Source organism: Escherichia sp. E4742 (genome assembly GCF_005843885.1).
Classification (GTDB): Bacteria; Pseudomonadota; Gammaproteobacteria; order Enterobacterales; family Enterobacteriaceae; genus Escherichia.
Genome location: NZ_CP040443.1, coordinates 3,736,155 through 3,748,721, shown reverse-complemented (window position 1 = coordinate 3,748,721; position 12,567 = coordinate 3,736,155). Strand labels below are relative to the sequence as shown.

At 49.5% G+C, this 12,567-nt stretch carries 12 protein-coding genes; 7 read left to right on the top strand and 5 right to left on the bottom strand.

Annotated elements, in window-relative coordinates; genetic code table 11:
- Positions 1-28 precede the first annotated feature (28 nt).
- The 4 genes from sdhB to sdhC are packed head-to-tail and all read right to left on the bottom strand — an operon-like array spanning position 29 to position 3,272.
- On the bottom strand, positions 29-745 hold the full coding sequence (gene sdhB / locus FEM44_RS18030; RefSeq protein ID WP_135523014.1) for a succinate dehydrogenase iron-sulfur subunit SdhB: 717 nt from the start codon (positions 743-745) through the stop codon (positions 29-31).
- Between the two features lie 15 nt (positions 746-760).
- The gene (gene sdhA, locus FEM44_RS18025; protein ID WP_130214982.1) at positions 761-2,527 is read right to left on the bottom strand and encodes a succinate dehydrogenase flavoprotein subunit; all 1,767 of its coding nucleotides are present in this window, start codon (positions 2,525-2,527) and stop codon (positions 761-763) included.
- Entirely contained in the window at positions 2,527-2,874 is a 348-nt protein-coding gene (gene sdhD / locus FEM44_RS18020) for a succinate dehydrogenase membrane anchor subunit (protein WP_064528887.1), read from the bottom strand. Before sdhD ends, sdhA begins: the two co-directional genes overlap by 1 nt.
- Entirely contained in the window at positions 2,868-3,272 is a 405-nt protein-coding gene (gene sdhC, locus FEM44_RS18015) for a succinate dehydrogenase cytochrome b556 subunit (protein ID WP_165382759.1), read from the bottom strand. The genes sdhD and sdhC overlap by 7 nt, the downstream gene beginning before the upstream one ends.
- A gap of 380 nt (positions 3,273-3,652) precedes the next feature.
- Between sdhC and FEM44_RS18010 the strand changes: the two genes are divergently transcribed.
- From FEM44_RS18010 to FEM44_RS17980, 7 genes are all read left to right on the top strand, one after another.
- On the top strand, positions 3,653-3,760 hold the full coding sequence (locus FEM44_RS18010) for a hypothetical protein (protein ID WP_130209864.1): 108 nt from the start codon (positions 3,653-3,655) through the stop codon (positions 3,758-3,760).
- A gap of 204 nt (positions 3,761-3,964) precedes the next feature.
- Positions 3,965-5,248, top strand: a complete 1,284-nt coding sequence (gene gltA / locus FEM44_RS18005) for a citrate synthase (RefSeq protein WP_064528891.1) — start codon at positions 3,965-3,967, stop codon at positions 5,246-5,248.
- 380 nt (positions 5,249-5,628) lie between these two features.
- Entirely contained in the window at positions 5,629-6,195 is a 567-nt protein-coding gene (locus FEM44_RS18000) for a fimbrial protein (RefSeq protein ID WP_135523015.1), read from the top strand.
- Positions 6,196-6,295: 100 nt separating this feature from the next.
- Positions 6,296-8,755, top strand: coding sequence for a fimbria/pilus outer membrane usher protein (locus tag FEM44_RS17995; RefSeq protein WP_171022607.1), 2,460 nt, complete (start codon positions 6,296-6,298; stop codon positions 8,753-8,755).
- Between the two features lie 14 nt (positions 8,756-8,769).
- Complete coding sequence (locus tag FEM44_RS17990) at positions 8,770-9,504, top strand: fimbrial biogenesis chaperone (RefSeq protein WP_135523016.1); 735 nt, start codon at positions 8,770-8,772, stop codon at positions 9,502-9,504.
- Complete coding sequence (locus FEM44_RS17985) at positions 9,501-10,562, top strand: fimbrial protein (RefSeq protein ID WP_135523017.1); 1,062 nt, start codon at positions 9,501-9,503, stop codon at positions 10,560-10,562. Before FEM44_RS17990 ends, FEM44_RS17985 begins: the two co-directional genes overlap by 4 nt.
- A 152-nt stretch (positions 10,563-10,714) precedes the next feature.
- Positions 10,715-11,761 carry an AbrB family transcriptional regulator gene (locus tag FEM44_RS17980; RefSeq protein ID WP_135523018.1) on the top strand — a complete coding sequence of 349 codons (1,047 nt, stop codon included), beginning with the start codon at positions 10,715-10,717 and terminating at the stop codon, positions 11,759-11,761.
- Here FEM44_RS17980 and nei read toward each other — a convergent pair.
- A complete protein-coding gene (gene nei, locus FEM44_RS17975; protein WP_135523019.1) occupies positions 11,758-12,549 on the bottom strand; it encodes an endonuclease VIII in 792 nt (263 codons plus the stop codon). The two genes, FEM44_RS17980 and nei, sit on opposite strands and share 4 nt — an antisense overlap.
- Positions 12,550-12,567 lie beyond the last annotated feature (18 nt).

Sequence of the window (12,567 nt, the reverse complement as noted above, 5' to 3'; positions counted from 1 at the left end):
CACTTTGCACCGGATAAGGCGTTTTTACTTACGCATTACGCTGCAATAACATCGACTTGATATGGCCGATGGCGCGCGTCGGGTTCAGCCCTTTCGGACATACACTGACGCAGTTCATGATGCTGTGACAGCGGAATACACTGAATGCATCACTCAAACCGTCAAGGCGGCTGTCAGTCTCGGTATCACGGCTATCGATCAGGAAACGATATGCCGCTAACAAGCCTGCCGGACCGATGAACTTATCGGGATTCCACCAGAAAGACGGACAAGAGGTTGAACAACATGCGCAGAGAATACATTCATACAGCCCGTCGAGTTTTTCGCGCTGCTCAGGCATCTGCAAATGCTCACGAGCTGGCGGATTTTGCCCATTATTCAACAGGTAAGGTTTGATTTTCTCATATTGCGCATAGAATTGTCCCATGTCTACCACCAAATCGCGGACAACCGGTAAACCAGGTAACGGGCGAATTACAATTTTCTTACCCGGCTGGTTGAGTGCCGAAATTGGGGTAATACAGGCCAGACCATTCTTACCGTTCATGTTCAGACCGTCGGAACCACATACCCCTTCACGGCAGGAGCGGCGGAACGACAGGCTGGGATCTTTCTCTTTCAACTGGATAAGCGCATCCAGTAGCATCATGTCGCGACCTTCATCCGCTTCCAGGGTGTAATCCTGCATACGCGGAGCATCATCAACATCCGGGTTATAGCGATAAATTGAAAACTCGAGTCTCATTTTCCTGTCTCCGCATTAGTAAGTACGAATCTTCGGCGGGAATGCCGGGCGCAGTTTCGGTTCCATGTTGACGCTTCGGCGCGTCATGGATTCCGACTCTGGCAGATACAGGGAGTGGCACAGCCAGTTTTCATCATCGCGATCCGGGAAGTCGAAGCGGCTATGCGCGCCACGGCTTTCGGTACGGAAGTTGGCAGAAACAGCCGTTGCATACGCCGTTTCCATCAGGTTATCCAGTTCTAGGCACTCAACGCGCTGGGTGTTGAACTCACTTGAAGTATCATCCAGACGGGCATTTTTCAGACGCTCGCGGATCACTTTCAACTGCTCAAGCCCTTTCGCCATCGCATCACCTTCACGGAAGACCGAGAAGTTATGCTGCATACATTCTTGCAGTGCTTTACGGATCGCCACCGGATCTTCACCGTTACGGTTGTTGTTCCAGCGGTTCAGGCGATCGAGAGAAGCTTCAACATCAGACTCGCTGGCATCGCGCAGTACGCCCTGCTCGGCAATAGACTCTTGCAGATGCAGACCTGCCGCACGACCAAAGACCACCAGGTCCAGCAGCGAGTTGCCGCCCAGACGGTTTGCGCCGTGTACGGATACGCAGGCAATTTCACCTACCGCGAACAGCCCAGGGATCACCACATCTTCGCCTTTCTCGTTCACGGTCAGCGCCTGACCGGTTACTTTAGTCGGAATACCGCCCATCATGTAGTGACAGGTTGGGATTACCGGAATCGGCTCTTTCACCGGATCAACGTGAGCGAAGGTGCGGGAGAGTTCAAGGATACCCGGCAGACGGGATTCAAGAACTTCTTTACCCAGGTGGTCGAGTTTCAGTTTTGCGTGTGGCCCCCACGGACCATCACAACCGCGACCTTCACGGATTTCGATCATGATGGAACGCGCCACCACGTCACGGCCCGCCAGGTCTTTGGCGTTCGGCGCATAACGCTCCATAAAGCGTTCGCCATGTTTGTTCAGCAGATAACCGCCTTCACCACGGCAACCTTCGGTGACCAGTACGCCCGCACCGGCAATACCGGTCGGGTGGAACTGCCACATTTCCATATCCTGCACAGGTACGCCTGCACGGATAGCCATGCCGACACCGTCGCCAGTGTTAATGTGGGCGTTGGTGGTGGACTGATAAATACGCCCTGCCCCGCCAGTCGCCAGCACAGTCGCGCGAGCTTTAAAGTAAACCACTTCACCAGTTTCGATGCACAGTGCGGTACAACCGACCACCGCGCCATCGGCGTTTTTCACCAGATCCAGCGCATACCATTCGGAGAAAATAGTGGTGTGGTTTTTCAGGTTCTGCTGATAAAGCGTGTGCAGCAGTGCGTGACCGGTACGGTCGGCAGCCGCCGCAGTACGTGCCGCCTGCTCGCCGCCGAAGTTTTTCGACTGGCCGCCAAACGGACGTTGATAGATACGACCATCATCAAGGCGCGAGAATGGCAGGCCCATGTGTTCCAGTTCCAGAATCGCTTCCGGCCCGGTTTTACACATATATTCAATCGCGTCCTGGTCACCGATATAGTCCGACCCTTTTACGGTGTCGTACATATGCCATTCCCAGTTATCTTCATGGGTATTACCCAGCGCCACGGTAATACCACCTTGCGCAGAAACGGTATGGGAACGGGTCGGGAAAACTTTAGAGAGCAGCGCACAGGTCTGGCCGCTCTGGGAAATTTGTAGCGCCGCGCGCATACCTGCGCCGCCGGCACCAATCACAACTGCATCAAATTCTCTGACTGGCAATTTCATCACACACCCCACACCACAACGAATCCATAAATCACGTAAACCACCAGTGCAACGACAATTACCAGTTGCAGAATCAGGCGCACGGCCAATGGTTTAACGTAGTCGGTCAACACCTGCCACATGCCGATCCAGGCATGGATCAAAATCGAAAACAGTGCCAGCAGAGTGAAGACTTTAGTGAACGCAGAGGCAAAGAAACCAATCCAGACGTCATATGTCAGTTCGCCACTGATAGCAAAAAAACCGACCATATAAATGATGTAAAGCGTCAGGACGATAGCAGTAGCGCGAACGAGGATGAAATCATGTACGCCATTGCGTCCTAATGCGGAAGCGTTGCTTACCATACGAGGACTCCTGCAAGAATTGAAAGCACGACAGTAATGACAAAAGAGACTTTGGCAGAGCGTTTACCCGCTTCGAATGTTTCTTCCAGATAGCCAAAATCCATCATCATGTGGCGAATACCTACGACGACGTGATATGCCAGAGCGGTAAGGATGCCCCACATGATAAATTTCACGAAGAAGCTGCCCATAATGGCGGAAGCTTGCTCGAAACCTTCAGGGGAAGAGAGGCTGGTACCCAGAAGCCACAGCAGGATGCCCACTGCAACAAACGTAATCACACCGGAAACGCGATGAAGAATGGACGCTATCGCCGTGATGGGGAACCGGATGGTCTGTAGGTCCAGATTAACAGGTCTTTGTTTTTTCACATTTCTTATCATGAATAACGCCCACATGCTGTTCTTATTATTCCCTGGGGACTACGGGTACAGAGGATAACTTTCTGTTACCTGGAGACGTCGGGATTTCCTTCCTCCGGTCTGCTTGCGGGTCAGACAGCGTCCTTTCTATAACTGCGCGTCATGCAAAACACTGCTTCCAGATGCGAAAACGACACGTTACAACGCTGGGTGGCTCGGGATTGCAGGGTGTTCCGGAGACCTGGCGGCAGTATAGGCTGTTCACAAAATCATTACAATTAACCTACATATAGTTTGTCTGGTTTTATCCAGAACAGTGATCTGGGTCACGATAACAACATTTATTTAATTTTTAACCATCGTATTTGACAATCATTCAACAAAGTTGTTACAAACATTACTAGGAAAAGCATATAATGCGTAAAAGTTATGGGGTCACTATTTCACCGAAGATTAACTTATGTAACAGTGTGGAAGTATTGACCAATCCATTCGAGACAGTTATTAGTGATAGACAGGTTTAACAATTCGGATTGCTAAGTGCTTGATTCGCCGTTTATTCGTCATCAATGAATTCTTTACCTGCAAGCGCCCAGAGCTCTGTACCCAGGTTTCCTCTCTCCCACAGAGCGGCGAGCCAAATAACAAACGGGTAAAGCCAGGTTGATGTGCGAAGGCAAATTTAAGTTCCGGCAGTCTTATGCAATAAGGCGCTAAGGAGACCTTAAATGGCTGATACAAAAGCAAAACTCACCCTCAATGGGAACACAGCTGTTGAACTGGATGTGCTGAAAGGCACGCTAGGTCAAGATGTTATCGATATCCGTACGCTTGGCTCAAAAGGCGTATTCACCTTTGACCCTGGTTTCACTTCAACCGCATCCTGCGAATCTAAAATTACTTTTATTGATGGTGATGAAGGTATTTTGCTGCATCGTGGCTTCCCGATCGATCAGCTGGCAACCGATTCTAACTACCTGGAAGTTTGCTACATCCTGTTGAATGGTGAAAAACCAACCCAGGAACAGTATGACGAATTCAAAACTACAGTAACTCGTCATACCATGATCCACGAACAGATCACCCGTCTGTTCCACGCTTTCCGTCGTGACTCGCATCCGATGGCGGTAATGTGCGGTATTACCGGTGCGCTGGCGGCGTTTTATCATGACTCTCTGGACGTCAATAACCCGCGCCATCGTGAAATCGCCGCGTTCCGCCTGTTGTCGAAAATGCCGACAATGGCAGCAATGTGCTACAAATACTCCATCGGGCAGCCATTTGTTTACCCGCGTAATGACCTCTCCTACGCCGGTAACTTCCTGCACATGATGTTCTCCACGCCGTGCGAGCCGTATGAAGTCAATCCAATTCTGGAACGTGCAATGGACCGCATTCTGATCCTGCACGCTGACCACGAACAGAACGCCTCTACTTCTACCGTACGTACCGCAGGTTCTTCGGGCGCAAACCCGTTTGCTTGTATCGCAGCAGGTATTGCTTCGCTGTGGGGGCCAGCTCACGGCGGCGCCAACGAAGCTGCACTGAAAATGCTGGAAGAAATCAGCTCGGTTAAACACATTCCGGAATTTGTTCGTCGTGCGAAAGATAAAAATGACTCTTTCCGTCTGATGGGCTTCGGTCACCGCGTATACAAAAATTACGACCCGCGCGCCACCGTAATGCGTGAAACCTGCCATGAAGTCCTGAAAGAGCTGGGCACCAAAGATGACCTGCTGGAAGTGGCCATGGAGTTGGAAAACATCGCGCTGAACGACCCGTACTTTATCGAGAAGAAACTCTACCCGAACGTCGATTTCTACTCTGGTATCATTCTGAAAGCGATGGGCATTCCGTCTTCCATGTTCACCGTCATCTTCGCTATGGCCCGTACCGTCGGCTGGATCGCTCACTGGAGCGAAATGCACAGTGACGGCATGAAGATTGCACGTCCGCGTCAGCTTTACACCGGTTATGAAAAACGCGACTTTAAAAGCGATATCAAGCGTTAATCGTTGATTGCTGAGCAGTAAATCATTTAACCCGCCTTTTATATGGCGGGTTATTTTTTGTTGGTTTAAGCATAAAAAATTGTAAAAATAAAATCAAAAACCGGAAACAGAATAAAAAACAAACAGCTCAAATAGCAACCAATGGAATATCTTTTTAATAATAATTAGCCTCTCCGCCCTGTTTATAATTCACTGAATATTATGCATATCCATAATTCACTTCTGTTTTCTACGCCTTATTAATTCACCGCACCAATTAATTGCATTTGCATTTAATAAAACTAAATATATTTTTAAGCAAAACTAAAAACATTCCGCACGCAAAATCAGATAATCTGGTAGAGCTATACTATTTTTCTATTACCTTAAAGGACTCTGTTATGTTTAAAGGACAAAAAACACTGGCCGCATTGGCCGTATCTCTGCTGTTCACTGCGCCTGTTTATGCTGCCGATGAAGGCTCTGGTGAAATTCACTTTAAAGGCGAAGTTATTGAAGCGCCTTGTGAAATTAAACAGGAAGACCTTGATAAACAAGTAAATCTTGGTGAGGTGACCAAAAACCGCATCAACCAGGATCATCACAGCGCATTGACGCCCGTCGATATTCATTTAGTTAACTGTGACCTGCCTAACTCAGATAACGGTTCAGGTTCCCCGATATCAAAAGTCGCAGTAACCTTTGATAGTTCGGCGAAAACCACGGGAGCCTCCCCGATGCTCAGTAACACCAGCGCTGGTGAAGCCACAGGTGTTGGCGTACGCTTAATGAACAAAGATCAATCCCCTATTGTCCTCGGCACAGCAAGTCCAGATATTGGGCTGGAACCAACAGCCACAGAACAAACCCTGAACTTCTTCGCCTGGATGGAGCAGATTGATAACGGTACTCCTGTGACTGCTGGTGAAGTCACCGCTAACGCAACCTATGTTCTGGATTATAAATAATCATAGTGTCGTCATATTTTAATCTATGCATATGACTGCTTGAGTGATTAAATGTATTACGGCGGCAAGTTAGCCGCCTTTCTTCAAATATTTACCAGGTATGGATGCCGTGAATATTTACCGACTTACTGTTTTATCCTGCCTGACAATGGCTATCCCCTCTGCATTGGCAGTGGAGTTTAACCTTAATGTCCTTGATAAATCGATGCGCGATAGCGTTGATATTTCTCTGCTCAATGAAAAAGGCGCTATCGTTCCCGGTGATTATTTTGTTAGCGTCGTTGTTAATAATATTCAAATCAGCAGTGGGCAAACTATTCACTGGCAAAAAGCCAATGACAAAACAATTCCTTGTATCAATGATTCCCTGTTGGGTAAATTTGGCCTTAAAGAAAAAATCCGCCAGACATTGCCGCAGGTTAATCAGTGTTTCGATTTTAGCGACCTGCCGGAAATCAACTTTACTTTTGATCAGACCAACCAACAACTTAACATCACGATTCCACAAGCCTGGCTGGCATGGCATTCCGACAACTGGGCGCCGCCTGAAACATGGGATGCCGGAGTTTCGGGTATCTTGCTGGACTACAACCTGTTTGCCAGTACTTATCGCCCGCAGGAAGGGAGCAGTAATACCAATCTGAATGCTTACGGTACAACGGGTATTAACGTCGGAGCATGGCGGTTGCGTAGCGATTACCAGCTCAACCAGTCCGACAATGGTGATGTGCACAATCAATCCGGAGCTATTTCCCGAACCTATCTGTTTCGCCCGCTACCACAAATAGGCTCCAGATTAACCCTTGGCGAAACCGATCTCAGCTCCAATATTTTTGACGGTTTTTCGTATACCGGTGCAGCCCTGACCAGCGATGACCGAATGCTTCCCTGGGAATTACGCGGATACGCACCACAAATTAGCGGCGTGGCGCAAACTAACGCCACCGTCACCATAAGCCATACCGGACGCGTTATTTATCAGAAAAAAGTCCCGCCAGGCCCGTTTATCATTGATGACCTGAATCAGTCAGTTCAAGGCACACTGGATGTCAAAGTGACGGAGGAAGATGGCCGGGTTAATAATTTCCAGGTATCCGCAGCGTCAACGCCTTTTCTGACCCGCCAGGGGCAGGTACGTTATAAACTTGCTGCGGGTCGTCCGCGTCCTTCTTTGTCTCATCATACTGAAAACGAAACGTTTTTAAGTAATGAAGTTTCCTGGGGGATGCTCTCCAATACTTCACTGTATGGCGGGTTGATTCTCGCCGGGGACGATTATCATTCTGGCGCGCTGGGTATCGGGCAAAATATGCTGTGGCTGGGGGCGCTCTCCTTTGACGTCACCTGGGCTAAAAGTCGTTTTGATAATCAACCGGACGAGAAAGGTTACAGTTATCGCTTCAACTACAGTAAACGGATAGATGCCACCGACAGTCTTCTTTCGATAGCGGCGTATCGTTTCTCCGATCGCCATTTCCATAGCTACGCCAATTATATCGACCATAAATACAATGACGCTGATGCTCAGGATGAAAAAAAGACAATCAGCCTTTCCGCCGGGCAACCCATTACACCGCTGAATCTCAACCTGTACGTCAACGTGTTGCGTCAAACCTGGTGGAATGCGGAGTCTTCCACCACCGCCAATATTACCGCTGGCTTCAACGTCGATATCGGTGACTGGAAAGATATTTCCGTCTCAACCTCATTTAACACCACGCATTACGAAGACAAAGCTCGTGATAACCAGATTTACCTGTCCATTTCATTGCCTATTGGTAACGGTGGCCGCATTGGTTATGACATGCAGGACAGTAAAAATAGCACCTCGCACCGCATGTCGTGGAACGATACCCTGGATGACCGTAACAGTTGGGGAATATCAACCGGCCTGCAATCTGACCGCCCTGACAATGGCGCACAGGTTAGCGGCAATTATCAGCATCTTAGTTCTGCGGGCGAGTGGGATCTGTCTGGCACGTACGCCGCTAATGATTACAGCTCTGCCAGCACCAGCTGGAGTGGTTCCTTTACTGCTACACGCTTTGGCGCTGCGTTTCATCGCCGTAGCTCCACCAACGAACCTCGTCTTATGGTTAGTACAGACGGTGTTGCCGACATTCCGATTCAGGGTAATCTCGACTACACCAACCGCTTTGGCATTGCGGTCGTACCGTTTGTCTCCAGCTACCAACCCTCGACTGTCGCGGTCAATATGAACGACTTGCCCGACGGCGTGACAGTATCCGAAAACGTGGTCAAAGAAACCTGGACGGAAGGAGCAATCGGCTATAAAGCGCTGGCTTCACGTTCTGGAAAAGATGTCAACGTCATCATCCGCGACTCCAGCGGTCATTTCCCGCCACTCGGCGCCGATATCCGGCAAGAAGGAAGCGGAATCAGCGTCGGAATGGTGGGGGAAGATGGCCACGCCTGGTTAAGTGGTGTGGGTGAAAGTCAGCGATTCACAATACTTTGGGGTGATAAACAGCGTTGTTTAATTCAGCTTCCTCAGCACCTGGAAGATATGAGTAAACGTTTGATTCTCCCCTGTCATTAATTAAGGAAAAGACAATGACAATTTTTAAAGGAATGCCCCTTATTCTGCTGATCGCGAGCTTATGCAGCAATGCCGCCTTACAGCCCGATCGCACTCGTATCGTGTTTAACGCCAAAGATAAAGCGACCAGCCTGCGGATAGAAAATCGCAGCGATAAACTTCCCTATCTCGCATACTCATGGATAGAAAATGACAAAGGGGATAAAAGCGATGATTTCCTCGTAGCCTTGCCGCCAATCCAACGTCTGGAAGCGAAAGCGACATCGCAGGCGCGTATTGTCAAGCAATCTTCCACCAGCCAATTGCCGACCGATCGTGAGTCGCTGTTTTACTATAATCTGCGCGAGATCCCCCCTGCCCCGGAAAAAGCAACCGGTCATGCCATTCTTCAGGTTGCTATCCAGAGCCGTATAAAGTTGTTCTGGCGGCCCGCCGGATTACGCAAAAAATCGGGCGAGCATGTGGAATTACAGTTACAGGTCAGCCAGCAGAATAATCAGCTTACCCTGAAAAACCCGACCCCTTATTACCTGACCATCGCCTATCTTGGCCGCGATCAAAAAGGCATTCTGCCCGGCTTTAAAAGTACGCTCATAGCGCCTTTTGCTTCGGCAATCGCCAGTACGGGTAACTATAACGGCAACCAGTTTTATCTTGGCTATATGGATGACTATGGCGCGTTACGTATGACGACGCTCAACTGTCAGGGGCAATGCAAAATGCAGCGCGTGGTGGAGGATAAACAATGAGTATAAGCAAAGGACTGTTACTCATTGCCTGCTTGTTATTTCTGCCCTTAAAAAACGCGTTGGCGCTGGACTGTTATTTTGGCGCCTCAGGCGGCGCAGTGGAAAAATCAGAAACGATTATGCCATTCGCCGTCCCGGCTAACGCCAAACCGGGAGATAAAATCTGGGAATCCGATGATATTAAAATCCCCGTCTATTGTGATAACAATACCAACGGTGATTTCGAAAGTGAGCATGTGTACGCTTGGGTAAACCCTTACCCCGGCATGCAGGATCGGTACTATCAGCTCGGTGTAACCTATAACGGCGCTGATTATGACGCCAGCCTCGGAAAAAGCCGTATCGATACTAACCAATGTATCGACAGTAAAAAAATTGACATGTATACGCCAGAGCAAATTATCGCTATGGGATGGCAAAATAAAATTTGCTCTGGTGATCCTACAGATATTCGTAAATCGCGAACGTTCATGGCGCGTATGCGACTGTACGTCAAACTTCGCGAAATGCCGCCGCACGATTATCAAAGCACCCTTAGCGATTACACTGTCGTACAATTTGATGGCGCGGGCAGCGTCAACGAAGATCCCTCGGCCAAAAACCTGAAATATCATATTATCGGCCTGGAAAACATTCGAGTGCTGGACTGCAGCGTCAACTTTGCCATTACTCCTGCCAACCAGGTGATTGATTTTGGTAAATTTAATGTGCTGGATATCCGGCGACATAACATGACTAAAACGTTCAGTATTAAAACGACCAAGAGCCAAAACGATCAATGCACCGACGGATTTAAAGTCAGTTCCTCATTCTATACCGAAGAAACGTTGGTTGAAGAAGATAAGGCATTGCTGATTGGCAATGGACTGAAGCTACGGTTACTGGATGAAAATGCCTCACCCTACACCTTCAATAAATATAGCGAATATGCCGATTTCACCAGCGACATGTTAGTTTATGAAAAAAACTTTACCGCCGAATTGTCATCCATACCAGGTACATCCATCGAGGCAGGCCCCTTCGATACAGTGGTGCTTTTTAAGATTAACTACAACTGAATCGAGATGATGCCCTTTTCAGTCGAGAAGGGTATCGCATTCAGATAATTACTGATTTTCCCCTTTTCCTTGATTACCGTTATTTTTTCCAGCCCCGGCTTTCTTTATGCTGTATCGATACACCAAAGATAAAATAACAGGGGAAGCGAAGGATGCCAGTTTTGCAGTGGGGAATGTTATGTGTGCTATCACTTCTCCTTTCTATTGGCTTCCTCGCGGTTCATCTCCCGGCGGCGCTGCTGCTTGGACCGATGATCGCCGGGATCATCTTCAGTATGCGCGGAATAACTCTGCAACTCCCTCGCTCCGCTTTTCTTGCTGCGCAGGCCATTCTTGGCTGCATGATTGCGCAAAACCTCACCGGCTCGATTCTCACCACCCTGGCCGTTAACTGGCAGATTGTGTTAGCCATTTTACTGGTGACGTTGCTTTCCAGCGCCATCGTGGGCTGGTTATTGGTGCGCTATAGCTCGCTGCCGGGTAATACCGGCGCATGGGGCTCCTCGCCTGGTGGTGCGGCGGCTATGGTCGCTATGGCGCAGGATTACGGCGCAGATATCCGTCTGGTGGCGTTTATGCAATATCTGCGGGTACTGTTTGTCGCAGGTGCTGCGGTTCTGGTTACGCGGATGATTCTGGGCGATAACGCTGAAGCGGTTAATCAGCAGATCGTCTGGTTCCCGCCAGTCAGCATTAATCTCCTGCTTACGATTTTGCTCGCGGTCGTTGCCGGTACGGTGGGATGTCTGCTACGTATTCCTTCCGGCACGATGCTTATCCCGATGCTGGCAGGTGCGTTGCTCCAGTCAGGTCAGTTCATTACGATTGAACTGCCAGAATGGCTGCTGGCGATAGCTTATATGGCGATTGGCTGGCGAATTGGTCTGGGCTTCGATAAACAAATCTTACTGCGGGCATTACGCCCGCTACCGCAAATCCTGCTGTCGATTTTTGCTCTGCTGGCTATTTGTGCGGGTATGGCGTGGGGGCTGACCCGGTTTATGCATATTGATTTTATGACCGCCTATCTCGCCACCAGCCCCGGCGGACTTGATACGGTGGCGGTCATCGCCGCAGGGAGCAATGCCGATATGGCGTTTATCATGGCAATGCAAACCCTGCGTCTGTTCAGTATTTTGCTGACGGGGCCAGCCATTGCGCGGTTTATTTCAACCTATGCGCCGAAGCGTTCTGCCTAATGCTGGCAGCCAGGGCACCAGTAAAACGGGCGCGATGACAGCATGGTTTTCTCAATGATGCCGCCACAGCGTTCGCACTTCTCGCCATCACGATGAAAAACTTTAAAGCGAAACAGCGCCCCATGATGTTTATTCTCATCCACCTGCCCCCGCGTAGCGTAAGAAAGTCGCGGAATATCCAGTAACGCGTGTGCGAGTGCATCCAGTTGCGCCGCATTGAGATCTTTCGCTTTATGACTTCCGGTCAACCCGACCTGCCAGAGGATCTCCACCCGCAGATAATTGCCAAGCCCTGCCAGAAACGCCTGATCGAGCAGTAATCCGGCAAACTGACGGTTACGAAAGCGCGGCGACAATAACCGCTCTTTCACCACATCCGGCGTCAGATTCGGGTCGAGCACATCGGGCCCAACACGTTGTAAAAACGGATGTGTGGTCAGTTGTTCCGGCGTCAACATCTCAATATCCGAGGCGCTATAAAGCAGAATGGTTTTGTCAGCCGTTTGCAGTTTTACCCGCAACACCCGCGTGGTCTGCGGCTCTTCGCCGGTATCAACCACGCGCCAGACGCCGTAAAGCTGATTATGGCTATAGAGTGTTAAGCCGTCAGAAAAATGGGTCAGCAACGCTTTGCCGCGCGTTTCCACATGGGTGACGTGTTGACCAATAAGTTGTGATTGATAAGGTTTTAACTGCGGAAAAGCAAACCAGACATCGGTCAGTGGTTTGCCTTTGATCGCCGCCTCCAGGTTATCCGCTGCACGGCGGATCTCCGGGCCTTCAGGCATGGTGATATCCTTTTTTCA

Bases quoted from the DNA above. Each gene is read 5' to 3' on its own strand.
- sdhB (WP_135523014.1), bottom strand. From the start codon at position 745: ATGAGACTCGAGTTTTCAATTTATCGCTATAACCCGGATGTTGATGAT.
- nei (WP_135523019.1), bottom strand. From the start codon at position 12,549: ATGCCTGAAGGCCCGGAGATCCGCCGTGCAGCGGATAACCTGGAGGCG.
- sdhA (WP_130214982.1), bottom strand. From the start codon at position 2,527: ATGAAATTGCCAGTCAGAGAATTTGATGCAGTTGTGATTGGTGCCGGC.
- sdhC (WP_165382759.1), bottom strand. From the start codon at position 3,272: ATGTGGGCGTTATTCATGATAAGAAATGTGAAAAAACAAAGACCTGTT.
- FEM44_RS18010 (WP_130209864.1), top strand. From the start codon at position 3,653: ATGCGTAAAAGTTATGGGGTCACTATTTCACCGAAGATTAACTTATGT.
- sdhD (WP_064528887.1), bottom strand. From the start codon at position 2,874: ATGGTAAGCAACGCTTCCGCATTAGGACGCAATGGCGTACATGATTTC.
- FEM44_RS17995 (WP_171022607.1), top strand. From the start codon at position 6,296: ATGGATGCCGTGAATATTTACCGACTTACTGTTTTATCCTGCCTGACA.
- FEM44_RS17990 (WP_135523016.1), top strand. From the start codon at position 8,770: ATGACAATTTTTAAAGGAATGCCCCTTATTCTGCTGATCGCGAGCTTA.
- FEM44_RS18000 (WP_135523015.1), top strand. From the start codon at position 5,629: ATGTTTAAAGGACAAAAAACACTGGCCGCATTGGCCGTATCTCTGCTG.
- gltA (WP_064528891.1), top strand. From the start codon at position 3,965: ATGGCTGATACAAAAGCAAAACTCACCCTCAATGGGAACACAGCTGTT.
- FEM44_RS17985 (WP_135523017.1), top strand. From the start codon at position 9,501: ATGAGTATAAGCAAAGGACTGTTACTCATTGCCTGCTTGTTATTTCTG.
- FEM44_RS17980 (WP_135523018.1), top strand. From the start codon at position 10,715: ATGCCAGTTTTGCAGTGGGGAATGTTATGTGTGCTATCACTTCTCCTT.